Raw genomic sequence first — 24,012 nt, 5'->3', positions numbered from 1 at the left:
ATACACGGATGATACTTGGAGAATAAATGTCTAAAATGTGTCATTCATATACGAATATGCCTAAAAAAAATTTCCCTCCCCAGAAAACAGATTCATCAGCTAAAAACAAAGTCAATTCGCCCATAACTGGTTTCCGTATCAGTAATTTCAAAGCCTTTGCTGATACTCAGTACATCCCCATTCGTCCCCTCACGCTGATTTATGGTGCTAATAGTTCCGGTAAATCGAGCGTACTTCATAGCCTGTTGCTAGCCCATCATGCCATTACAAACGAAGGTGAGCTAGATGTTTATCGCACAGAAGTGGGGGGTGATTCTGTTGATTTGGGAGGTTTTGGGCAATATGTTCATAAACGCGATCGCACTCGCCTTGTAGAGTGGGCGATAGACCTTGACCCCAGCAACATTAATTTATCAGATAAGGGACTCGGCAGTTTATTAGAACCAATTAAAAAATTAACTGTAGGTGTTGGTATTGGGATGCACTCTTCAGGAAATGGAGGGATAAAAGTGCGATCGTTCTTTTTAGAAGCTGATGGCGAAAGGGTACTGAATATGAGTTCCCGCCGCAAGGGTGGGCTTCAGTTAGACCGCCTTGACCACAAGCATCGAATAGTTAGTCTGTTGATTGAAGCGATTATTGAAGCGAACACATTCAACTTAAAAATAACTCCCCAAGATGAGGAAGAAATTGAGCAGGTAATCAATTTTCTTGTGCCAGAGATTACAGCACAAGTTTCTCGCTTGCTACCAATAAATATTCAAGCTGAGTCTTCACTGCCAGAAATTCTTGAGCATATTACACCTGGAAATCCCCAGCATCGACAGGATACTTTAGCTGATGTGATGCGCCTGTTTATACCCTATCGACTAAATGATATAGTCGGCGCGATTACCCAAACAGTAGAAACTGAGCTACAAAAAATACGATACCTGGGGCCATTTCGCACTTATCCACCCCGCCATTTTGCCTTTTCTCAACAGCAAGATGCTAATTGGCAGGCTGGTGGTGGTTATGCTTGGGACGTTTTGTTGAATAATGCTGAAGTACGTCAAAAGGTAAACGCTTGGTTAGGGGATAGCAACAGAATGAAAACCCCCTATGAGTTAAAAGTGCGTACTTTATTACCAGATTCACATTTAGAGGATGAACTTTACTCTCGCATTGGCAAAACCTTACAAGACCTAACAGCCAAGTTAATTTTCCATGCCGCAGGATTTGGAAGTGACATTCAAGAAGAAATTGAACGACTAAAAGCTGACTTGGAAGCCACAGATATCGACTTAAATAATGCTAAAAGTTCTCTTCCCGAAATTGAACAAATTGTTTCTATGATGACTGATGTCGAAAGTCTGTCAGAAACGTGGGTACAGGAAATGACTTCAGGAGGCGATCGCATTTCAGATTTAGTCTTGATTGACAAGAGAACTAAAACACCAGTCAGTCACCGGGATGTAGGCATTGGCATTAGTCAAGTTATTCCGATTCTAGTATCTTGTTATGGTCTATCGGATGCGTTGGTTGCCATTGAACAGCCAGAAATTCATCTACATCCCAAACTGCAAGCAGAACTTGGAGATGTATTCATTGAGTCTGCACTTGGAGGACAAAAAAACACTTTTATATTGGAAACTCACAGTGAACATTTACTTCTGCGAATTATGCGACGGATGAGAGAAACCTACAATAACGAACTCCCAAAAGGATTACCCCCAGTTAGACCTGAAGATGTTTCTGTGTTGTTTGTAGAAGCAGACAGTGAGGGTAGTATCGTGCGCGAAATGCCTTTGAACAAGAGAGGTGAACTTGTCAAGGCATGGCCAGGAGGATTTTTTGAAGAAGAACTAGATGAGATATTTTAATAAGTATGTTAGTTGAATACGCTTTAATTCCTGATATTTTTGATGCTAACTGCTACGATTACCCTGAATTATGTAGCGCACGTATTGAATATATTAAAGATGTAATCCTTGAAGAAGCATTAGTTCGCGATCTAAGAAAAGGTGAATGGCGTGCTTATCTTCAAACCTGCATGAAAAAAGATGAATATTGTTGGCCGTCACGTTCAAAAGAACTTATCAAAAAATTAATTAAACAGTATAGGTTACGCCCTGTTTCCGTTATTAAACATGCCATACCATCTAGTTATATAGAATGGTGTCAGGAAGCAGTAGATTCTCACAATCATGAACCCCTTAGTGGTGTCATCACTACACAATCAGTTGCTACAGCGTTTTCCCAGACCAATATAGTAGCATCAATTGACAGACTCTCTAGTGCAGATTGGTGGCGAAACAGAAGTCCTTCAGTTCGGCTATACAGAACAACAAACGATTATCTTCTTCATCTCCAGTTGCTTCTTTGCCATGCCAATTCCATTATGTTTATCGATCCCTATTTCGATCCAGTGAAACATGGCTATAGGGAATTTAATAAATTATTGGCAGCAATTATAAATCCTGATGAGCCACCAGTTATTGAAATTCATATGTGCCATTTAGCAGACTCTATGTCAATAAGCCAATATGAAGAAGATTTTCGTAGAAAATTACTTAGGGTCATTAATCAAGCAGGACTTACTGTAGAAGTGTTTATTTGGGATAAATTACACGATCGATATCTGATTAGCAATCTTATGGGTGTTAAATTAAACAATGGATTTGATGTTAGTGATAATCCTAAAGAAATGACTACATGGGGCAGATTAGGACGTGCAGATCGAGATGATATTCAGCGTGAATTTGATCCAGCATCAAAACGGCATAAATTACAATATCGATTCACAGTTTCGTGAAATCATTTAGGTCTTCTAAAAGTAAACTTGATGGGTAATGGCGTATATTTAACTCTGATTAATAGGTTTTTGACTCTCTACCATTTCAGCAAATGGCAGAAAACAACGGTGACATCAACTATGCACCCACAATGCTAAAACTTGAAACCTTGTCCTACAGTTTGAAGATTATGAAAGTGAGCTTAATTTGTGGCGATCGCACCTTTACAGAACCATCAAACACTTGTTTAGCGTTTGGTGTGGTTTTCTAGTAGAGACTACCAATAAGCATCTCATGTATTGCCGTAAGCTCATTGGTTCGGCAGCGACTAGGAAGACAAATTGATGAGGCGATCGCTTGATGCTATAGAGTTTGGGTTGGGAGGTGCGATTACATCCTTAAAAACAAGTCAAGTTAAAATTCCAGTGTCTTATAAAGTTATACTACGCTGACTCTCATTGCCGGATTATCAATCAAACTCTTCCTCGTAGTCGCTCTTGCTCTCTATCACTTCTCTGATTAATCTGGAGTCTCATCCGATTATATAGATTAACTTGCGGATCGGAATGACTAATGGAAGCTACTAAAGCATAACGTTGCATTTCTATTTCATCTGGATTTGCCCATTTACGGTTACAACTCACAATTAAGATCATGTTTCCTTTATCATATTTTGTAGATTGAGGAAAGATTTTTACTTGTCCCCTTTGTACCGTTCCTTTTTTCCGAAGGTTAGAACCAGGAGATAAATCGACCAAGATGCCAGAACCATTGTTTTTCTTCAAATTTTCCATTGATATTTCTGCAAATTTATCAGGGGCATCTGTTTTGCTAGCATTTACATAAGCATTCACGATACTTTCGCGGTCAATCCCTTTAAAAAGATTGAATTCCATCGTGACTCCTAAATATGAGTCTCCACGAGTAGGACGAGTTGGTGGATCAAATACTAAGGTGATTGATAATACACGAGTACCTTTTACTTCAAAAAATTCAGGCGGCAATTGAGGAATTTCATAAATATGAAACTTGCCTACTGGAATCAAGATATTGTCTTCTGATAAAACAACGTAATTCTCAGCAGAATACATTGCACGTTCCAAATCACTCTGTCCATAGCCATAAATTGCTAGTTGGTTCTCAATTTGCTTTGTGTTTTGACTCTGGGATTGGTTACTGTTACATTGAAATTCGGGTGGAATTTCTTTAGGAAGAACCGCAGAGTTAACAATAAGGGCCCGAATTAGATTAGAACTAGCATCTGGATATTTTGTAAAAAGTTGAGCAGCAAGGTTAGCAACACGAGGCGCAGCAAAGCTCGTACCACTACAGATATGAAATAAAGAACTGTTGAAATTTTTGGATAGAGTTAGAATAGAAACACTAGCTATACTATCTGGCAATACATTGACTTTAGGTAGACCTAGACTTTCTCGATAACTGAGGTCTAACACTAAATCTCCACCAAAGTCCACAACATCAGGTTTAATCATCCCATCTACGCCAAAGCCAGTTCTGGTAAATGGAGAAGGGTACCCTGATAAATTTGCGATCGCCTGACGACGAACATCAGAAGGTTCTGTAATACTACCGCGACCAAATGATAAAGAACCTACGGTCAATGCAATTGCTGAAGTTGCTGGATCAATAATTCGAGCGCTCTTGTTCAGTAGATAATTCGGGTAATCAGTTAGTAATTGCTCATTTGACTCTGCTTCTTCATAGAAAGCATTTCCAGCTGAAATTACAAACACAATGTTTTTATGCTGGTATTGATACGCAATTTCATCTATCTTGGCAGCTAGCCGAAACTGCTTCAGACCATCTCGGTAAATTTGTTCATCATTACCTAGCGAGATATTTATGACTTTGCAATTAGGATACTGTTCAATAAAAGCATAAATGGCTTCATCAAGTTGAGTTTCTAAGAGAAGATCCTCATCATATTTGTTATTCTCATCTGTTACACGAGCAGAAAATAACCAAGCTGTTGGATCGAATGAACGTTGTTTAATGCAGTTCTCAACATTTCCATAAATAGCAATTCCAGCGACACTTGTACCATGTCCATGTACATCGTCAGGGCCACCTTGTATAACTTTCCGTTTTGCATCTGGGAATACTTCAGCCTCACCCAGTACCGGAGCAATCAAAGGATGACCACGCGGTACGCCAGAGTCGATAACAAGAATGCCGCAATTATCTTCAGGTGGGGGAACAATTTCGGGAAAATTGGAAATTGGCAGATTATAGTCAGCAGTTGTCTCAAAAGCAGGTTGGGGAGGGCGATCAATTTCTTTAACAATTTCCTCTAGCAGCAAAAGATTTAAAATTTCGTCAGTAACTTTAATCCGAGCAATACAGAGATAGTCACCTATGTAGCTATCACTCATTCTCATAGGAGCAGTAGCGCTGGTCAAACTTTCTAGGACATCGGCAATATCATCTAAATACTTTCGCATTTCTTTGCGATTGCCCGTGTGCCAAAGTTCTAAATCTAAAGCGGCAAGTTCACCAGGTTGTAGATGCTTTATATCTAATAGATGACCAATGCGATCTTGTGGTTCGAGGGGAACTAGCTCATCGATTGCCTCTAAGTATTCATATTTGGGGCCATCTTTGAGCTGACTATAATTTTCTAACCGTTTCTTGAATTCTGTTAGCTCATTGTCGGATGAGAAGACAACAATAGCTTTATTGGGTTCACGCGCTAAGACATTTAGTCCTGTTTGAGTTACCAAGTTGTCTGAAAAAGAATATTTTTCAGCAACTTTGATCTTAAAAATCAATTTTGGGTCAAGACGGAAAGGGCTAGGTTTTTGCTTAACAGGCTCAATAAGGCTAGAGATTTGATCTAATAGCTGCTTACCGTGTTCACTGACATCAGTACGTTTTGTACCACCAAAACCACCACTAGATCGTCGAGGTAATTCGATGTTTATTATTCTCGGTAATTTCAGGTGTTCAAACTGACTCCCCATTGTGGCTCGACGTAAATAATTATCTTGAGTTTGCTATTATACTTTGTCTTTCTAAAAAACGTCCGATGGCAACCTCCAAATCATCAGCAGTCAAGGTACGTTCACCCCGTAGAATCACGGATTTAATCGCATCAGAGCAGATACGCTCTATATCTGCTCCAGTAGCATTCTCAAGTCGAGCAGCAAAGGTAGACAGATTAATAGCAGTATAACGGATAGCAGATAAGTAGCGGTTCAAAAGTGCCTTCCGCAGTTCGACTGATGGGTTATCAAAGAAAATAACTTCATCAAATCGTCGCCAAACTGCACTGTCCAGCAGTTTATCGTGATTGGTGGCGGCGACAAATATGCTTTGATTAGTTGCATTATCGATAAGTTGTAGCAAGCTATTCACTAAGCGTTTGACTTCACCATGTTCATTTAAGTTATCGCGATCGCGGGCGATCGCGTCAAACTCATCAAACAAAACAAGCCATTCACCCTTTTCAATGTAAGTAAAAATTTTCTGAAGATTGGTTGCAGTTTCACCTAAGTAAGAAGAGAAGACTGCCGTTAAGTTCACATAAACGAGTGGCAGCCCTAGTGCGCTGGAGAGGACTTTGGCAGTTTGAGTTTTGCCACAGCCAGGTGGGCCACAGAATAGCAATTTGTTTTTGGGCTTGAGGTTATAGGCTGCGAGTATGTCTTGCTTACGGTTTTCGAGGACGATTTCTTGCAGTGTATCAAAAATTTTCTCACTCAGGATGATGTGATCCCATGTAAGATCGAATTGTTTTACCTCAAGCAAGGCAAGCCCAGTATCTTTATCTTTAGGAGGTTCAGAAAACTGGTTGCAGGGAGGCAGGTTAGAAGCTAGGGGTTTGGTGTATCCATTGCCATTTTGGAGCAGCTTTTCTAAATCTCTAGCAAGTAAAATGTGGTTTTTATTCTTCTCTTCCTCAATAAGTTCCATAGCCGCAGCCAAAAACTCTTCTCTCTCATTGCGAGAGAAGCTTCTAAAGAGTTTTCTAAGAATTTCGCCACGTGCCATACTTTAGAACCGAGATTGGATACTTTATGTACCCTAATTTATTATAGTATTTTTGTACTATACAAAGTTTAAAGATCCAAAAGACCATCTACCTTAGCACTGAAATATTACACTTGACAGGAATCATTCCTCAAGTTCTCTAACTGAGGCAGCCTTTTCTACTGGATTGCCTAGTTGCTTTTACTCCATCTTCTTTTTCGCAGAATGTGGGGTTTATAGCAAAGACAACTAACTATGTCTGGCGACAAGCCGCTACGCATCTACACCTTATTTCCCTTTTTCCTGAGTCGGCGAAATCGTTCCTTCTACCTGCGCTTGTTTAACTGCCCGTTTCAGAATTAACACTGCCATTTGAGACAAAGAACGCTCCTCTGCATCCGCCAGTTGTTGCAGAGCTTCCTTGTCTTCTTCTTCCATGTAAATACTGACTACAACTTTCCCCATGTGACTATCATCAACTTATCTATGTGTTTCTATATTAAATCAATAAAAACACATAAATAAAAATAAAATAACCTTGAAGTTATGTATAATTACTGATAAGTCAAAAGCCAGCGCTCAACTTTTGCAGGGAAGACGCTGACTTTTGGCCCCCTCTATACAGGAGACATATTCCATGTTAAAGCCTGTTTGCTCCAAAACAGATGAACATAGAAGTTATCCACAAGCTTTAGATGACTTCGGTATTGCTGAACTATTGGCAAAACTCAGCGATTACTGTGAACAGCAAGAACAAGAAACTTTAGCGGTGGTACTGATTGCTCAACTAACCCAAAGCATTGACGCTGAACTGATTGCTAATTACTTGAGTGCGTTGGCTTTGAGCGATGCCAAAGGCATTGCTCAAAATCACCAAGATTTATTTCCAGAGTTCATTAATCAGAAACTTTCTGTTGATTTACCCGACGATTTTCCTGATACAGCGAAAACACCCCGCTTTCTGTACGGCGATAGATTACGCTGGCTTGGTTCTAATACCGACTGGGGAATAGTGATCGGCAGATTTTACAGTTTTGCTCCCCATCTTTGCTGCTGGAGTTGGTGCTACCTAATTTGGTTAAGCAAAGACAGCCTCAGTGCCGCTTGGACATCTGCCGATATTGCTTGGGAGAAGGATTTAGAACCACTGGAAGGAGAGCCAGTATATGACTAATCCCCGCCCTCTACAAGAACGTGAGCAAAACCTGATTGACCTTTATAGCCATTGTCAACTAGGAATGACACCTAATAAATTTTATGCCAAATGGGATGTTAATCATGAGGCGATCGCTCGAATTTGCTCTCGTTCACTTTCAACTGTGCGACGCTGGTTCTCTAAAGGGCGCAACTACCGCCGTCCTATGCTTTCCGATTTACGCCATCTTGCCCTGATGGATTTGTTGCTAGAAGGCTTTGAGGAGATTCCTGAAGAATTCTTAAAAAAGGTCTGTTTCTCTGATCGGCATAAGTAGGAGTTGAAAAGTTAGCAAATTTCAATATCAACCTGACATTTCTTTACCAGCCACCTTCACACTAGGGTGGCTTTTGTCTAGGAAATTTTTGAACCAGTATTTGAGTCTTATTCAACCCAAATTAGGCAGCTAAATCACAAGTGTTGTCAGGAGAATATTATGACCTATATCGAAAAGTTAAATCCTTGGTGTGTAGTCCGCCATTTTCCCACTATGCAACATCAAATTGTTGCCCGTTTTCGTCGCCGGAGTTACGCTGAGGCTCATTTACAAGCTCTGCACCGACTCATGCCAAGCGTGACTTTCACAATTATTTTCAATCTGGAAGTGGAGCAGTTAGACCAAGTTGCCCCATAGATATCACATTCAGGAAGTAAACTGAATTTGTGGCGAACCTCTTTCAGAGGAGCTAACGCTAACGCATTTTAATCAAATATTCTTTTGCAGACCAACGTCGTTTCATAATATAGGATTATCATTCAATAATGAATGCTTCTGACACTTTGCCATATCGACAAACGGCGTAAAACACCTTTGACACCAACCATCTGCCCACAATGCTGGAACCTTAAATCTCGCCCCACAGTTGGGACATTCTGAAAGCAAGCTTAACTTGTGGTTATCGCACCCCAGTGTCACTTTCAACTGCCATTCAATCTTGTGACATGGTGACTCGGTATAACAAGCAGCACATAACCGAATCGGCTCCATTTTCATTCCCATCCCAGCAGGTGGTAACATCTGCACTAACCTATCGACATCAACCCCCACTACAACAGCCAATGCTTCCAACTGCTGCCGAGAAGCAGGGGGATTAAACCGAAACTTTTCCCATCGGGCGATCGCACCCCCAAGCCCTACGGCTTTACCTAAGCCAGTTGGGGTTAAATCATTTGCCTGTCGAAAGCGTCCCAAAAAATGACTCAGGCTTTCTCCTTGATATGATTGAACTCTAAACAGCCAAGGCTTAATATTTTCTACTTCCATCACTTGTACTCAGCAGCTACTTCCTTCAAAGTTTCCAAATCAATTTTTTGCAGTCCCTTTTTTAAAGCCCGGATTGCAGTCTCTCGCAGAATCATATCCATCAAACCGATATAACCTCCAGTTGCTTCCCCCAACGTCTTCAACATCGTCTTACTCGAAAGGTTGGAAGCAACTGGCAATCTCAGTATTTGTTTCTCCCAAATATCCACCGTCCGCTTAAAATCTTCCCCTGACATCTTTCCAAAACGATGACAAGACCGAAAACGGTTGTAAACCTGCTCATCCCGCTTAATCACTGCATCTAAGCGATCAGTTCCTACCAAAATCACTGCTATTTCCAACCTGTCAAAAATATCACGCACTTCCGCAAAAGTTTTCGGCTTAAAGCGGTCAGCTTCATCAATAATCAACATCTCTACCCCGCAACCTTTAAGAACCCGCAGTGTTCTATCTCGAATTTCTGCCACTGTTCCTTTAGTTACTTGATATTTTAAATGCTCCATAATTACCCCAAAGAATTCCTTAGCACCGCACTCCTGGGGAATTTGGATATAAGCCACAGGTACAATTGGGGGTTTTCCTGCTTCTTGTTTGGGTTTATCCCTAAGCCTATAGGCATCACAACCTATTGTTTTTCCCGTTCTCGACTCACCTACTACACGCCCAGATTGTCTTGATTGGCGCTTTCCTTCCAACCAATCATGGAGAATTTGCACTTGTTCAAGTGGGACATAAAGCTTACGATTTAATCGTTGAATGTCCGCCTGTAATTTTTCACTATTAACAGGAATATTACCCAATTGTTGGGCGACCGCTTGCGCTTCTTTTGAAGTCATTTTTACCACCCGTAATCTTCACGCATTTGTTCGTAATCAAAAACTTCCGGCATCTCTGGCTCAGGTTCGCTATCAATAGATACTGCCTCTACTGATGATTCTGGCTCAACAGGTATAAGTTGTTTAGATTTTTTGACCTCAGCCTGTTCTACTTTCTGACGCTCTTTTTTAGTTTTCTTTTGAGTTTGGAATGTTTCGCGTTCCCTAACTTCAGCCAAAATTGAGCGATTACTCACAGCCTTACCCGCTTCCCGCACTTTACGGCTGCTAGCTTTTGCCTCATCTAGAGATAGTTCCTCTGTCTCCAAATCTTGAGCATAAGCACGAGCAATAAATACTTCTTTATCCCCTTCTATGCAATAAACCAAAATCGTTGTGATGTCTCTAGGGTCATATCGCAACACAACACTTTCCCCTGCATAACCCGCTAAGAGTTCACCTCGATACATCAAGTTTTCAAATTGCAGATATCCTCCGCGTTGAATTTGTCGCCGTGTTTGCTTCATTAAGCAAATATCCAAATCCCTCTCGGAAAGTAAATCAGGTGCCGCAATTAAACCAGATTCCCAGCGTTGAAATCTTGTCTGGTCGCCCATTCGAGCATCAAGTCGCTGGTTATAGTTATCAACGATGTAACGCACCAACATTTGCTCTAACCGCCGCAACGTTAAGCAAGCTTCTTTCTCCGCTTCCTCTGGTCGCTCTTGAACGTTTGAACCTGTATATCCTTGCAAAGTTGAGAATAATTCTGTATTTAGAGTTTTAAACGGACGCTCAACACTACCACCTTCAGATGGGCGATCGCGCAAATGACAAACAAACCCTAACTGCACCCCTATTTGCTGTAAATGGTTGGAACGAAAATCTTTACCCCCATCCGTATAAAAGTGTTGCGGCAAACCAGAAGTACCCCATTCTTCGTGAAGTCCATATTCTGAACCATATTGCTTGGGCAAAATTGCATGACGTAGCGCCAAAGCTACAACCTGAGAACTTGGTGCATCGTAGCCTAAGTTAATTCCCATGATGCAGCGCGAATAACTATCAATAACTGTTGTTAACCAAGGACGACTAAGAATTTTGCCATGCTGATCTACTAATAAAACATCAACACGGGTATGGTCGCATTGCCAAACTTGGTTACTATGTTCTATCTGTAAATCTTTTCCATCACGGGTTTTAACTGATAAGCGCGAACCACGCCAACCCGGACTGCGAATACTTTTAGCTTGTTCAATTTTATCTATTAACGGTTGTAAAATTCGGTAAACCGTCATGTGGGAAGGAGGCTTAACTCCCAGTTCATCAGCTCTGGCCTTAACTTTGATAAATACCTGTTGGCGAGTCATCCTTTTACTTCCTTTATTACCCTCCTTATAGGTATTCAAAATAAACTCTTGCCAGTTTTCATCAACTCGATGCTTCCCTTTATCCAGGCGTTGATTTTGCGCCAGTCCAGCCAAACCCTCCTGTTCCCATTTCTCTACTAGCCGTCGCACTGTACGTACTGACTTACCAAGCTTTTCTGCCGCTTCCTTGAGCTTTTGAGTATATGTAATGCGATCGCTATTTTCTAAAAGACTTTGAATCACCTCCATTTTCAACAAAGCTTCATCCGAAAGTTTAGAAACAATAACGTTTGCTTCAGCAAGATCGTTATTAATATCTGCGGAGCTTGCCCAAGTTATAGAGGTTGTAGAAGATTCTGTATTTTGCATACTATGTTTTATCAAAACATAGTTGTATTATACTACTAATTGACAAATAATTTGTTAATTGATGAAAATCATGATTTTTCAGTTTTCTGGAGATTGACAATTAAATTGTGAAATATCTGGCATTTGACATCTAATTTGTGAATACAAGCTTAAGGGGTGTGACTGACGTAAATAGCAAAAAACCTGCCATAATCCTTTCCATGACAGGTTTTTAAGTATTTGAGGTATTTGTGACAATATTCTGTTAAATTGACAAATAATTAGTTAATGTACATTTGTCCGACATTTTAAATACTATTGCTTATTTATAAACAGTACCTCATCTTGACCTCTCACGAATGGCTATTCCCTATCTAGCAACTATATTTTTTCAAATAATTAAAATTTGAGGAAAATTACAAGACCTTGAAAGGGCTGGTACTGATTTTATATTTAAGACGTTCAATTCTTCAAAAAGCCTTCAGCGTTGCTGGACTTTGTAACCTAATCTATAAAAATTTCCATTTCACCCAACCCGCATTCTCCCGCTTGCTATTTACGGGATAAGTCACTCTTTACCACAGACTAATTTGTAGTTGTAGCGAACTGCCTAATAAAATCATCAGCTAAAAATTTCAGTTTTGTATTTTTTATTACTAGCAACCTTTACATTAAACCATGTTTTATCTGCCTGAAATTATTCACTAGATAGAAGAAAAAGTTTAGTATTAAAGAGTATTATTTTGAAAACAAGACTAAGAAATTTTTTTCTAAATGCCAAGTAATTTCTTTACACCAGTAGAAGAAAGAGAAAAAATCTTTTGCGCAGAACTGGTTCAATGTGGTGTGTCATATGAAAAAGCGGTTACTGCCGCTAAAATTTTAGCTTCTGGTCAGCCAGATGAGCTTTTGTCGTCTGAAGAAAGAGAAGTTGTCAAAGATGCCTCTGAAAAGTGGTTTGTACAGAATAAGCCCTATAAACGTTGAAGCTTATACACCCGTTTTGGGTTAGGCAATTCAGAATAATTAGAACGCTGAAGCTGGCGTAAGTTCGTACACGCGTGTCAATCCCTTACAAGTAAATTTCTACCTTTGTCATAAGGTATTGGCTCTTATAAAATTGCTTTCAATCGCCTATTACACAAATAAGCCCTAACGTGGAACTGCATATATTGATGTGATGAAGTTTTGACTCAGCTTGCTGCCTAATTGCATGACCGTCTCTCTAGCTTTACCTATATTTTAAATAAAAATGTTGAAATATCGGCGCTTTTGTTTTATATTTTTATTACCAGCAAATTTAACATTAAACCATGCTTTATCTGCCTGATCTTGTTCACCAGATAGAAGAAAAAGTTTAGTAATGAAGAGTCTTATTTTGAAAACAAGACTCACCAGTTTTTTCTAGTTGATTCAAAAATTACAGTTTTTTATAAATTAAAGTAAATAATGAGCAAGATGAATCAAAATAATTCTAATAAACATATTTTAGTTTGTGATGATATTGAACAAATGGTTCAAATGATGAAACTCGTTTTAGAATCAGAAGGTTATGAGGTGTCAACTGCAAATAGAGGTTCAGAAGCAATTGACAAAATTCAGATGAAAAAACCTCATTTACTAATTACAAATTTAAGGATGCCAGATATGAGTGGTTGGGATATAATTAATTATGTTCGGCAAAATTTAAAACTAAATACTCTCCCGATTTTGATTGTATCAGCCAATAATGAAGAATATTTTCGCAACAATGAAGTAGCTGGATTTCTTTGCAAGCCAGTTCAACTTGATGTATTTGTCAAAAAAGTTAAATCAATTTTAGAAGTAAGTTAATTGATTTGAACCGGGCGTGAATAGCAAACTGGTATTGAGCCGATATGTGTAAAAATCTGCAATAAAACAGTTCAGTTGAAAACCGAGTGGAATATTTTTGTTGTTAACTGTCAGTGATTTCATACAGAGTATGTACTGTATTCTGCGGTTGTTCTTGACAACCTGCATAAAGACCATATCAATCATATGTTCAAATACTAAATTTTTTGGGAATACTTAGTTGACGTTTTTACGAGACATAAATAGATACTTTACAATTCTGGAGAAATTACCAGGGCTATTTCATTCTAAATATAAAGGCTATTTGGTAAAAGACAGCATTATAATTACTCTAGGTTTTAGCTATCGCTGCGTAATTTAACTCTGAATTTATATCGAAGTCAAATGTTTGAAAATATGGCACAAGCTCAACAATTATGTTCATTTTGGTTAGATACACTTAAGCAATTTTTTAGAATGAAATAGCCCTGGTTAAAATGGTATTACTATATTGAGTCATAGCTCAATTTTTTTCTCTTTTTCCAGATTTAGGGCGAGTATTAGGTGCAAATGCTGAATTATTTTGCAGAATTGCAATTTCTCTTTGTGCATCTTGATAACTATCTTTTTCTCCCTGCTGTTGAAATAGTTTTGCAGCTTTTTTGAAATCTGCGATCGCTCCTTGTTTATTTTTCTGCTTAGTGCGAATCACGCCCCGGTTATAGTACGCTAAGGCATTGTTAGGATTAATTGCGATCGCTCGTGAATAATCTTGATTTGCCGCTTTTTTATTTCCCAGCTCGAGATAGGCGTTACCACGATTGTTATAAGCTGCTAAATCATTAGAATCTAATTTCAGTGCCTCGGTGTAATCTTCAATAGCGCCTTTATAATCTCCGAAAGAAAAGCGGTGGATACCTCTGTGGATGTAAGCTGCACTAAATTTAGGATCAATCTGTAAAATAGTGTTGTAATCTTCAGTAGCTTCGACTTGATTTCCCAGATCACTATAAACATCACCACGATTAAGATAGGCTTCTATGTATTTAGGATTGATGTTAATTGCGTCTGTGTAATCTTTAAGTGCTGCATATTTTTGCTTATTGATAGATTGAGTTAAAGCTCTTTGATAATAAGCTTTAGCATCGCTAGGATTAATCTTAATTACTGTATCAAAATCTTGGATTGCTTCAAGTCTTTGTCTGAGGCGACGGTGAAGAATGCCTCGCTGCAAGTAGGCTTCAGTATACTGAGGCTTGAGAGCGATCGTTTTGCTAAAATCTTCAATTGCCCCTTTATTATCCTTTAGTTGAGTACGGGCTAATCCCCGACCATAGTAAGCATAAGCATTCTGAGAATTTAACTTAATCGCTTGGGTATAGTCTGCGATCGCTTCTTTGTCCTTGCCTAATTCAGACAAAGCAAATCCTCGGTCAAAATAGGCATTAGCATCTTGAGGATTGAGTAAAATAGCTTGGCTAGAATCTGCTTGTGCTTGCTCGTAGTCTCCTAATCGATAATAAGCATCACCTCGCCTATTATAAGCCAGAGCGTTTTTTGGATCTAATTCAATCGCCTGATTAAAATCTTCAACTGCTCCTTCATAGTTTCCTGCATCATATTTATTGACTCCCTCTTGGTATAATGTTTGTTGAGCATTTATTGGAGGTTTTAGCAACCTCAATTGCCACGCTCCAACGCCAAGTGTGATACAGCCAACTACCCCCGTCAGAACTAGTAATAATTTTTTTTGATGCTGTTTTTGCTGATTATGATCAACATTTGTTATCTTTTTCAGATCGTCTAAAACTTCAGTGGCATACTGGTAACGTTTACGATAGTTAAAACGCACCATTTTATGAATAATTCTGGTTAATTTTTTATTAAATTTTAGATTGTTGTTTTGCCAAACTATTTCTCCTGTCAGCCGATTTTTCTGATTTCGCAAATTAGATATTTCGTTTTTAGATAAACCTAGAAGTGCTGCGATCGCAACCATACCTAAAGCATATATATCGCTGTTGTATTTGAGATTACCGTTAACTTGTTCTATAGGTAGATATTCTAGATTGTCATCGGTATTAGTGATGGCTTCATTAACACTACCAAAATTAACCAAAACTAACTTTTTGTCTGATTCCCGGCGAATAATATTAGCTGGTTTAATATCCCGATGAATCACACCATAGCTATGTACAATCATCAAAATTTCTAATATATCTGATAAAAGACTAATTACTTGGTCTTCATTCAAAGGTTGTCCCTGGATAATTTCGTCAGTTAAAGGATTACCAGCTATGAATTCTTGGACTATATAGAATTTTTCATTTTCTTCAAAAGAAGCAATGAGCTTTTGAATTTTATCGTGTTTTTGCCCTAGTTTTTCTAAAGTTGCTGCCTTGCTATCAAACAAGCGCCGTAAGATTGTTAAAGCTTGAGGACTGCTACCAGGAGAACGTAACTGCTTTACTATAAATTGGCTGTTAGCAAGATTAACATCTTCAACTAAATAGGTTTTTACCTTTTCACCATCATTTAGAATTTTTAGTATTCGATAATGTCCATTTAGTAAATGACTATTCATCAATATAAATGTAATCTAATAAATTGTTTGATTATAACTTACGTGTTTTACTGGTAATTCAATTACAAATATATTCTTTGAAAAAAGATTAATGCCATTCTGGCAGGTAAAATTATTAATTATTAGCTAATATGACATATTCGTACTAATATTGTTCTTGTTTTGGTCAAAAAAATGTTATAGACTTAATACGGTTACATATTATCAGACTTGAGTAAAGGTTTGAAACCGGGCAAGGACTTTAGCTTTGGACTTGATTGTACGATGATTGTAGGCGATCGCGCCAAGCAAATCTTACTTACCTAAATACCACAGAAGCATTAAGCATCATTTGAGACACAGTTAGAAACTTTGCTAGTCTCAGATCCAGTTAGTACCATCGAACAGCAGTTAGGGTGTGCATTTTTTAGCAATTTGACTGAGATTACCATCCAACAAATGCAGGTACTGAGTAATTCCCAAGCTGCGGCTTATCTAGGAGTGCTGTTGACTGCTTGAGGAACGTAGACCCAAAGGGGCTTAAGGCAGGGTAACCCAACATATTCAAAGATTTGTTGGGTTTTACTTCTTACCCCTATGGGGATCTTGCTACAACCCAACCTACAAATCTTCAAAACCTACGCAGTATTGAGTGCCATTCAGCTTTACGCTGCGCTAACAAAATTTAGTTTTACGCTGGTACGACAAATTTCTCACTCCCAGCCAGTCCAAAAGCAGTATGAATGGCCTGCAAAGCTTTAACACCTTGCTCTTGTGCTACGACACAGCTAATTTTAATTTCTGAGGTGGCAATCATTTGAATATTAATTTGCTGTTCGGCTAGCGCTTCAAACATTTTAGCGGCTACACCTGGTTGTCCCACCATACCTGCACCGACAATACTTACCTTAGCGATCGCACTATCTAAAACAACTTCACCCCATCCTAATTCTGCTGCTATTTGGGTAAGCATTTTTTTTGCACTTTCTCCGTCTATCCGCGACACTGTAAAGGCAATATCTCGTCTGGGAAGACCATCAATCACCCGACAACGTTGAGATTGGATAATCATATCAACGCTAATATTATGCTGCGCTAATAATCCAAACAACTTCGCCGCTATCCCTGGCCGATCTGGTAATTGACGAATAGCAAGACGCGCTTGGTTCAAATCAAGGGCGACACCGCGAACGGGAGGAGTGGGGGAGGAGTGAGGAGTTAGGAGTGGGGAGGATAAAAGAATTAATTTATCTTTCCCTGCTTCCCCTGCTCCCCCTGCTTCGATCTCAAAGGCGCTGCAAAGTGCTATGACGGCGCGATCGCATTCTGTTGCATTGACTACGCAACTTACTTTCACTTCGCTAGTGGAAATCATCTGGATGTTCACGCCTGCTTCTGCTAGGGTGGCGAACATCTTTGCAGCCACACCAGGACGCCCAATCATTCCCGCGCCTGCGATGCTGACTTTGGCAATCTTATGTTCTACCATTACCTCGGCTTCGTCAGATTTGGAGTTAGATTGACTCCTCAGTGCTGGGGCGATCGCTGCTGTTACTGCTTCTGCCCGTTTTAATATTGGTGTTGTAACAGTAAAGGCAATGTCGTTACTGTTACCTTCATGAACTGATTGAATAATCAAATCTACGTCTACTTTTTGCCGAGAAATTTCGCCAAATAACCTTGCTGCTACGCCTGGTTTATCGGGTACGCGCAACAAAGCCACCTTTGCTTGGTCAGTGTCAAATTCTACAGCATCCACCGGACGGGCAATTTCTAGATTGATCAGCGATCGCCCTTGGGGTTTGGCTGATGTTACCCAAGTACCGGGGGCATCCGTCCAGCTAGACCTAACTACTAGGGGAACACCATAGTTGCGAGCAATTTCCACAGCGCGGGGATGCAGCACTTTTGCCCCCAAACTAGCTAATTCCAACATTTCATCGCAGGTGATGTCATCCATCAACTGGGCTTCGGCAACTAACCGGGGGTCTGTAGTTAAAATTCCTGGAACGTCTGTATAAATTTCACAAAAATTTGCTTTTAATGCGGCTGCGATCGCCACCGCCGATGTGTCAGAACCACCACGCCCCAAAGTTGTAATTTCCATTTCTCCGGCGCTGGATGTGCCTTGAAAACCTGCTACTACAACTACTTTACCTGCATTTATGTGGCGAGTTAGGCGAGTAGTTTCAATATGTAAAATCCGAGCGCGACTGTGTTCAGCCTCGGTAACAATTCCTACCTGAGTGCCCGTCATAGAAATTGCGGGTTGTCCGAGTTCCTGCAAAGCCATACTAAGTAAGGCAATGGTGACTTGTTCACCAGTGGAAAGCAGCATATCCATTTCCCGGCGGTTAGGATTTGGAGAAATTTCATTAGCGAGTTTGACGAGTCCATCGGTGGTTTTGCCCATTGCCGAAACCACTACTACAAGCGAGTTTCCAGCTTTAACAGTTTTGTAAACTCTTTGTGCAACAGCTTGAATACGTTCGACTGAACCAACAGATGTACCACCGTATTTCTGAACTATGAGCGCCATAACTTTTATGCAATCAATTGTGTCTGCTTTAATCAATGCCTCCGCCGGGTTAGGAAGCTTTGAAGGTATTAATAGATATTTAGTTTACTAAAAATTGTGTAGCATACCCAATCATAAGTTGATTATTCAAAAACTACATCTTCGTAAAGCGCTGCCATTGTTTCCTCAAAATCCATGCTGTTGAGTCGAAATGATTTATCCTCTGCTGTGTAAGATTGTAAAACCCAGAGCTTCTGCTCAAAGGTAGTTTTGTTGGGGCGATATCATATTTTAAATTGAAACTTCAAGGTTTAAACGATACTGATTTCTAGGGTAGCGTTTGGTGTAGATTGAAATTAGTAGCTTATTTCGTAGCAAACAAGCGATCGCTTAACACTGCGAACGGGTATTAGCCCTGTTAATGAAGAATTTAATACGCCCTGATTACCCGGTGGCGATCGCACCTTGATTGGGTTCGGTGCTAGCTATGGGCCTTCTAAGTCATTCAATTTCGATATTGGTTATACCCACGTATTTGTAAACGATAGCTACATTAACCAGTCAAGTACTACAGCAGGTACGCTCAAAGGTAATTTTGAAGGTGGCGTGGATATCCTTGGGTTACAAGTAAGCTGGCAATTTTAACTAAAATCGAGTCTTTCTTACTTTGCGCCAATAAACAATTATCCACACCGCCTTCTTGTGTCGTTTGGACGCATACTTAAATCTAGAGGCCACAGGTGCAGATATCTGAGCCAAACAGATCAGAATTGTTGCATTCATCATGAACCCGCACAGCTACAGCTTTGTTTTGACCTGCGATCGCAGCAAAATCACCTATTCATCAAATCCGCTCGATGATCTGACTGCAAAGATACCGCTAGCCACTGCTAGGGCACGATAAATTGCATAATTGCCAGAATAAGTGCCAATCACATTGCGATGTGCCTACTTAGTTAGCGTGGCAATAATCGACCCGCGTTCCTTATGTTCGGTTGCTCCCTATTGAATGGGGATTGGTTTAAGGTTAAAGCTACTAGAATGCGAAATAAGAACAATATGCCTGGAAACATCGTTTTGCTTTGGCATAGTCATTATTTTTTGGGGATGTTTTTATAAGCTGTTAGTCACTAGGTATTTGTCAACTGCCTCTAGTTAGTTTTTATTTTTCTGATTATAAATATCGAGTGTGGTATTAGTCATATACTGAATACAATAAATCATACAGAAAATTCATAATTAGCAATAAATTATTGCAAATTTAAAGATGACTTTAAAAATCATTTAATAGATATATTTTGTGAGAAAGTTAATACAAACGTATATTCACTGATTTCAAATTCATGGATTCTTTACCTATCAATTACTTACTTGAAGAATTGAAAAACCCCGATGCCACAGTCCGCGAAAAAGCAACCAGAAAAATCTGGCGGATTTGGTTTCAGCAAAAGGGAATTTATGGGCTGGAAATAATTGATCGCAGTCAAAAGTTACTTGATGCAGGTGAAATTACTGAAGCTGAAACAGCGCTGACAGCACTAATCAAAGATCAGCCAGATTTTGCAGAAGCTTGGAATCGCAGAGCTTTTCTGTATTACAGTATTGGAGAGTATCAAAAATCTCTAGTAGATTGTCAGATGGTTGTGCAGATAAATCCGATACATTTTGGAGCGCTTCACGGTATGGGTTTGTGTTATGCAGCACTAGGAGAATATGGTGAAGCCATTAAAGCTTTTAAAGGTGCTTTAGAAATTCAGCCTTATTCGCTAGTAAATCAAAAGTTGATTCTAGAATGTACATTTAGATTCAGCTACAAAGGCAAATAAAAGAGAACATCATCTTGTTTTATGAATCCGTCATCACCCTGATCAACAGCAATTCATCGCCTTAGTCGCCGTAATTTTATTCAACGCGGTTCTATCTGGATTGGTAGTAGCTTTATTGCTGGTTGTGCTAACAGCAACCAACCATCAACTAGCAATTCTCGGTTGGATAAAGTTACATTTGGCACAAACTGGATAGCACAAGCAGAACACGGCGGATTTTACCAGGCGATGTCTACGACGGGCTGCGCCTACGCTACTAGTATTTACAAAGACTATGGTTTAGATGTAAATATCAAAATGGGGGGGCCCGCAGGTTTCCAGTAGTATTCAATTGTTGATGGGGGATGCGGTAGATTTCTTCATGGGTTATGGTATAGATGCCGTGAATGCCATAGCACAAGATATTCCTAAAATCACAGTTGCAGCAATTTTCCAGAAAGACCCCTAATGTCTTATTGCACATCCCAACCCAGCAATTAAAACCCTTGCAGAGACCTCAAAGGTAAACCAATTTATGTCTCTGCTTCTGCTAATATTACTTATTGACCTTTACTTGAAGCAAAGTATGGTTTTATAGACGATCAGAAACGCCCTTACATAAGTGCCAAAAGAGGTGAATGTGCCGTTAAAATCACTGGGATTAAACCGGACGATCCGGTCGTTAATAGTATCTGCCACATAGATGTTACCAGAAGGGTCTACTGCTACCCCATTTGGATATCTGAATTGCCCATTACCAATGCCCTCGGTGCCAAAAGAGGTAAAAGAGGACAAATCTACTGCCCTAGCTGCTAGTGCAGGTCCGATCACACCGCCGTCACTACTGAAACTACACTTGTTCTGATGACTGAGAGCAAAATTTTTATAGCGCGCTCGTGCGGCGACGTAAATCCTTCATTAAACAATTGCCCCAATTTTGCTGGGGTGACGATCTTTCTCTGCCCGTTCTCTGCCACTTTTGCCGAACGGCTTCGGATTACGTTGGTAAGTTTCCTTGCGACAATATCCTTTTTATTGGTGTTCATTGCTTTGGAATATTTTTCTTCACTAGATTACATGAAGCCTGGATTTTATGGAATAAACCGCTCAACCCGAGAGCAATGCGATTTTGTGTTGATCTATATCGATTGATAAATCCCGGTAAAAGCAAGGTTATTCAATTTCAAATTCAAAATTAGCAAACTACAACAAACACATATCAGAATTTTTTCTGTATATTTGTGTAACTTCACTTCAAAAAGCTCGCTCTTAGGCGTTTATAATTTGTGGTTTGATTTCAACAGCCGTAAGGATAACCCAAAATCCAACATCCCAAAATCGCCCATGATTGAAATTGACGGTTCCTACGGAGAGGGAGGCGGACAAGTTCTTCGCACTTCCTTAAGTCTAGCGGCCATCACTGGCGAACCCATACGAATTTCAGGCATTCGCGCTGGACGCAAAAAACCAGGATTAGCAGCACAACACTTAACTGCTGTTCGGGCTGCCGCGAGAATTTGTAATGCCCAAGTACGAGGTGATGCTTTGGGTTCAATGCTGTTGGAATTCATTCCAGGTAGTGCTGTGCAAGCTGGAACTTATACCTTTGATGTTAGTAAAGCACAAGTTGGTGGTTCTGCGGGTGCGATCGCTCTAGTTTTACAGACAATTCTCTTACCTTTGGCACTAGCATCTAGCAATTCCCAGCTAACTCTAAAGGGTGGAACTCATGTAAACTTTAGCCCGACAGTGACGTACATTGAGCAAGTTTATTTGCCAATACTGCAACGCATGGGTGTAGAAGCCCAAGTCAAATTAGGCGCTTGGGGGTGGTTTCCCCAAGGCGGGGGAGAGGTACAGTTGCAGGTAAGTGGCGGTGGTAAACTCAACGGGATTAACTTGTTGGAACGGGGAAATTTACAACAGGTGCGAGGGCTAGCAGTAGTAACAGAATTGCCCTCGCATATTCCCCAACGGATGGCGAATCGTGCGGAAAATTTGTTACGGGAAGCCCATTTGAAAGTTGCTGTACATGCTTTGCGAGAAAGAGGTATAGCACCTGGGGCGGGTATTTTTTTAACTGCTGAGTATCAGAACAGCTTGACTGGCTTTGGTGGATTTGGACGTTTGCGGTTGTCGGCGGAAACAGTTGCAGAAATTGCTTGTCAGCAACTGCTTGAGTTTCATCATACTGGCGCAGCAGTGGATGAACATTTAGCAGATCAGTTATTATTGCCAGCTGCTTTAGCGTCACAGGAAAGTCATTACCGGGTGGCTGAGGTGAGTAGACATTTGACGACGAATGCGGCGGTAATTGAACAATTTAGATTGGCGCAGATTAGGGTAAATGAAGCGGAGAAAATCGTGTCAGTAATTCCTGTAATTGGTGGATGAGATTAAAGACTAAACACTTTTCTAAAAGCCCTTATTTTTTTAGTGTTAATGCCATATTTAAGCCGGGAGATAGGATTTAAGCTTTTCCACTTGCCTTTACTAGCACTGAATATAACTAGGACTTACGCACGAGTTACGGAATAACGTAGACGCTGCATCGGCTTGCCACAGGCTACCGCAGAGGCGCACAGAAGCCAGTGTGCCCTTGCGGTTAAGAGACTTGTACCCCTCCGGGGAAGCAAGCTAGCAAGAGCGTCTCCCAAGGGGAGAAGCAACTGGCGCGACACAGAGAAATCAGAGTTTGAAAGATATTTTGCGTAAGTCCTAATAACATCAGAAGTATTTTTAACTAATTGAATTGATTGCTATATTAAAGCTTTTCCCTAAAAGCGATCGCTAGCAACGCAAACATGAAACATAAGTCAATATACGAGGTCAAGCGAAATACATTACCGTACTAACACTTTGGCTGTATGGCTGATGAAAAAATCATGCGTGGGTATCCAGTTACATAGAAAAGTGCCTCACTTCTAAGGGTTGAAATGAGGCATAGGAGCTTTTTTTAGCGGAGAAGAAAACTTTTGATACTTTTTCTAGAAGCATTTGCAATCAATTCCATAAAAGCCACATTTGTTCAAGAACAAACAACTGGCAAATTTTCAAGGCAACTGCAAGTAGGGTTAAGACTGAGTTCAGTCGTTCCTAATACTTCCTATTTATTTAAATATCAAACATAGCCTTTAAATTTACCTCTGCTAAAGGCATATATTTAGGTTAAGTCAGTTTGCGATCGCAAATACAAGGGACTGGAATTGAATATGTGGCACTTCTACTGAGCATTGCCGTAAAGCCTGCGGCATAGCTACGCTTAGGGTGCAGCCTCTCGTAGAAAAGTATCGAGCATTAGACACAGAGATATTTTTTATTGCCTGTGCTTATGCCTAATAGAGTATAGGACTCTTGCATCTAGTAAAGTATAGTCTTAGATTAGTATTAGAGCTTCGTTGATGAACCTTTGAGCTTCGTCGATGAACCTTTGAGCTTCGTTGATGAACCTTTGAGCTTCGTCGATGAACCTTTGAGCTTCGTCGATGAACCTTTGAGCTTCGTCGATGAACCTTTGAGCTTCGTCGATGAACCTTTGAGCTTCGTCGATGAACCTTT

22 protein-coding genes and 3 pseudogenes are annotated in these 24,012 nt (G+C 40.0%); 13 read left to right on the top strand and 12 right to left on the bottom strand.

Annotation, left to right across the window (positions count from 1 at the left end; genetic code table 11):
* Positions 1 to 56 precede the first annotated feature (56 nt).
* The 3 genes from V7L20_RS14185 to V7L20_RS14175 all read left to right on the top strand — a co-directional run bounded on the left by V7L20_RS14185 (position 57) and on the right by V7L20_RS14175 (position 3,045).
* Positions 57 to 1,862 (top strand): AAA family ATPase, encoded by a 1,806-nt coding sequence (locus tag V7L20_RS14185; protein ID WP_334744698.1) that lies wholly within the window; start codon positions 57 to 59, stop codon positions 1,860 to 1,862.
* 5 nt (positions 1,863 to 1,867) lie between these two features.
* Positions 1,868 to 2,794 (top strand): hypothetical protein, encoded by a 927-nt coding sequence (locus V7L20_RS14180; RefSeq protein WP_334744697.1) that lies wholly within the window; start codon positions 1,868 to 1,870, stop codon positions 2,792 to 2,794.
* Positions 2,795 to 2,886: 92 nt separating this feature from the next.
* Positions 2,887 to 3,045 (top strand): hypothetical protein, encoded by a 159-nt coding sequence (locus V7L20_RS14175; protein WP_334744696.1) that lies wholly within the window; start codon positions 2,887 to 2,889, stop codon positions 3,043 to 3,045.
* A 202-nt stretch (positions 3,046 to 3,247) separates the two neighbouring features.
* Here V7L20_RS14175 and V7L20_RS14170 read toward each other — a convergent pair whose 3' ends face one another.
* The 3 genes from V7L20_RS14170 to V7L20_RS14160 form a co-directional block, all read right to left on the bottom strand.
* The gene (locus V7L20_RS14170; protein WP_334744695.1) at positions 3,248 to 5,755 is read right to left on the bottom strand and encodes a S8 family peptidase; all 2,508 of its coding nucleotides are present in this window, start codon (positions 5,753 to 5,755) and stop codon (positions 3,248 to 3,250) included.
* A 19-nt stretch (positions 5,756 to 5,774) separates the two neighbouring features.
* Positions 5,775 to 6,785, bottom strand: a complete 1,011-nt coding sequence (locus tag V7L20_RS14165) for an AAA family ATPase (protein ID WP_334744694.1) — start codon at positions 6,783 to 6,785, stop codon at positions 5,775 to 5,777.
* 267 nt (positions 6,786 to 7,052) lie between these two features.
* Positions 7,053 to 7,229 (bottom strand): ribbon-helix-helix domain-containing protein, encoded by a 177-nt coding sequence (locus V7L20_RS14160; protein WP_334744693.1) that lies wholly within the window; start codon positions 7,227 to 7,229, stop codon positions 7,053 to 7,055.
* Positions 7,230 to 7,401: 172 nt separating this feature from the next.
* Between V7L20_RS14160 and V7L20_RS14155 the strand changes: the two genes are divergently transcribed.
* The 3 genes from V7L20_RS14155 to V7L20_RS14145 all read left to right on the top strand — a co-directional run bounded on the left by V7L20_RS14155 (position 7,402) and on the right by V7L20_RS14145 (position 8,593).
* On the top strand, positions 7,402 to 7,938 hold the full coding sequence (locus tag V7L20_RS14155) for a hypothetical protein (RefSeq protein WP_334744692.1): 537 nt from the start codon (positions 7,402 to 7,404) through the stop codon (positions 7,936 to 7,938).
* On the top strand, positions 7,931 to 8,236 hold the full coding sequence (locus V7L20_RS14150) for a helix-turn-helix domain-containing protein (protein ID WP_334744691.1): 306 nt from the start codon (positions 7,931 to 7,933) through the stop codon (positions 8,234 to 8,236). The genes V7L20_RS14155 and V7L20_RS14150 overlap by 8 nt, the downstream gene beginning before the upstream one ends.
* A 159-nt stretch (positions 8,237 to 8,395) precedes the next feature.
* Positions 8,396 to 8,593: a hypothetical protein gene (locus V7L20_RS14145; RefSeq protein WP_334744690.1), complete on the top strand. Its 198-nt coding sequence runs from the start codon at positions 8,396 to 8,398 to the stop codon at positions 8,591 to 8,593.
* Between the two features lie 102 nt (positions 8,594 to 8,695).
* Here the strand turns inward: V7L20_RS14145 and V7L20_RS14140 are convergent, their stop codons facing one another.
* From V7L20_RS14140 to V7L20_RS14130, 3 genes are read right to left on the bottom strand one after another with little or no spacing between them, the layout of a single operon-like run.
* Positions 8,696 to 9,223, bottom strand: coding sequence for a TniQ family protein (locus V7L20_RS14140; RefSeq protein ID WP_334744689.1), 528 nt, complete (start codon positions 9,221 to 9,223; stop codon positions 8,696 to 8,698).
* On the bottom strand, positions 9,223 to 10,059 hold the full coding sequence (locus V7L20_RS14135; RefSeq protein ID WP_334744688.1) for a TniB family NTP-binding protein: 837 nt from the start codon (positions 10,057 to 10,059) through the stop codon (positions 9,223 to 9,225). Before V7L20_RS14135 ends, V7L20_RS14140 begins: the two co-directional genes overlap by 1 nt.
* Positions 10,060 to 10,061: 2 nt before the next feature.
* Complete coding sequence (locus tag V7L20_RS14130) at positions 10,062 to 11,777, bottom strand: Mu transposase C-terminal domain-containing protein (protein ID WP_334744687.1); 1,716 nt, start codon at positions 11,775 to 11,777, stop codon at positions 10,062 to 10,064.
* A gap of 753 nt (positions 11,778 to 12,530) precedes the next feature.
* Between V7L20_RS14130 and V7L20_RS14125 the strand changes: the two genes are divergently transcribed.
* Both V7L20_RS14125 and V7L20_RS14120 read left to right on the top strand, forming a co-directional pair.
* Positions 12,531 to 12,743 (top strand): hypothetical protein, encoded by a 213-nt coding sequence (locus V7L20_RS14125; RefSeq protein WP_334744686.1) that lies wholly within the window; start codon positions 12,531 to 12,533, stop codon positions 12,741 to 12,743.
* A 471-nt stretch (positions 12,744 to 13,214) separates the two neighbouring features.
* Positions 13,215 to 13,589 (top strand): response regulator, encoded by a 375-nt coding sequence (locus tag V7L20_RS14120; protein WP_334744685.1) that lies wholly within the window; start codon positions 13,215 to 13,217, stop codon positions 13,587 to 13,589.
* A gap of 502 nt (positions 13,590 to 14,091) precedes the next feature.
* Here V7L20_RS14120 and V7L20_RS14115 read toward each other — a convergent pair.
* Positions 14,092 to 16,152 carry a tetratricopeptide repeat protein gene (locus V7L20_RS14115; RefSeq protein WP_334744684.1) on the bottom strand — a complete coding sequence of 687 codons (2,061 nt, stop codon included), beginning with the start codon at positions 16,150 to 16,152 and terminating at the stop codon, positions 14,092 to 14,094.
* 351 nt (positions 16,153 to 16,503) lie between these two features.
* Here V7L20_RS14115 and V7L20_RS14110 point away from each other — a divergent pair, with 351 nt between their 5' ends.
* Positions 16,504 to 16,650, top strand: coding sequence for a hypothetical protein (locus tag V7L20_RS14110; RefSeq protein WP_334744683.1), 147 nt, complete (start codon positions 16,504 to 16,506; stop codon positions 16,648 to 16,650).
* 172 nt (positions 16,651 to 16,822) lie between these two features.
* Here V7L20_RS14110 and V7L20_RS14105 read toward each other — a convergent pair whose 3' ends face one another.
* On the bottom strand, positions 16,823 to 18,670 hold the full coding sequence (locus tag V7L20_RS14105; protein WP_334744682.1) for an aspartate kinase: 1,848 nt from the start codon (positions 18,668 to 18,670) through the stop codon (positions 16,823 to 16,825).
* Between the two features lie 438 nt (positions 18,671 to 19,108).
* Between V7L20_RS14105 and V7L20_RS14095 the strand changes: the two are divergent.
* Positions 19,109 to 19,294, top strand: a pseudogene (locus V7L20_RS14095) (outer membrane protein transport protein); the annotation flags it as partial.
* 82 nt (positions 19,295 to 19,376) lie between these two features.
* Here the strand turns inward: V7L20_RS14095 and V7L20_RS32625 are convergent.
* The gene (locus V7L20_RS32625; RefSeq protein WP_442943545.1) at positions 19,377 to 19,472 is read right to left on the bottom strand and encodes a hypothetical protein; all 96 of its coding nucleotides are present in this window, start codon (positions 19,470 to 19,472) and stop codon (positions 19,377 to 19,379) included.
* A gap of 16 nt (positions 19,473 to 19,488) precedes the next feature.
* Positions 19,489 to 19,738: pseudogene (locus V7L20_RS14090) on the bottom strand (GTP cyclohydrolase II); the annotation flags it as partial.
* 254 nt (positions 19,739 to 19,992) lie between these two features.
* On the opposite strand from V7L20_RS14090, the gene V7L20_RS14085 reads away from it, so the two are divergent.
* Together V7L20_RS14085 and V7L20_RS14080 are read left to right on the top strand one after the other, a co-directional pair.
* Entirely contained in the window at positions 19,993 to 20,475 is a 483-nt protein-coding gene (locus tag V7L20_RS14085; RefSeq protein ID WP_334744681.1) for a tetratricopeptide repeat protein, read from the top strand.
* Between the two features lie 162 nt (positions 20,476 to 20,637).
* A complete protein-coding gene (locus V7L20_RS14080; protein WP_334744680.1) occupies positions 20,638 to 20,799 on the top strand; it encodes a hypothetical protein in 162 nt (53 codons plus the stop codon).
* 225 nt (positions 20,800 to 21,024) lie between these two features.
* Here the strand turns inward: V7L20_RS14080 and V7L20_RS14075 are convergent, their stop codons facing one another.
* Positions 21,025 to 21,285, bottom strand: coding sequence for an SBBP repeat-containing protein (locus V7L20_RS14075; protein WP_334744679.1), 261 nt, complete (start codon positions 21,283 to 21,285; stop codon positions 21,025 to 21,027).
* 513 nt (positions 21,286 to 21,798) lie between these two features.
* On the opposite strand from V7L20_RS14075, the gene rtcA reads away from it, so the two are divergent.
* Positions 21,799 to 22,848: an RNA 3'-terminal phosphate cyclase gene (rtcA, locus tag V7L20_RS14070; RefSeq protein ID WP_334744678.1), complete on the top strand. Its 1,050-nt coding sequence runs from the start codon at positions 21,799 to 21,801 to the stop codon at positions 22,846 to 22,848.
* Between the two features lie 982 nt (positions 22,849 to 23,830).
* On the opposite strand, the pseudogene V7L20_RS14065 reads toward rtcA, so the two are convergent.
* A pseudogene (locus V7L20_RS14065) lies at positions 23,831 to 24,012 on the bottom strand (hypothetical protein); the annotation flags it as partial.

It is taken from the genome of Nostoc sp., assembly GCF_036916735.1.
GTDB lineage: Bacteria > Cyanobacteriota > Cyanobacteriia > Cyanobacteriales > Nostocaceae > Nostoc.
The sequence above is the reverse complement of the archived record's forward strand: the minus strand, read 5'-3'. Positions and strand labels throughout refer to the sequence as shown.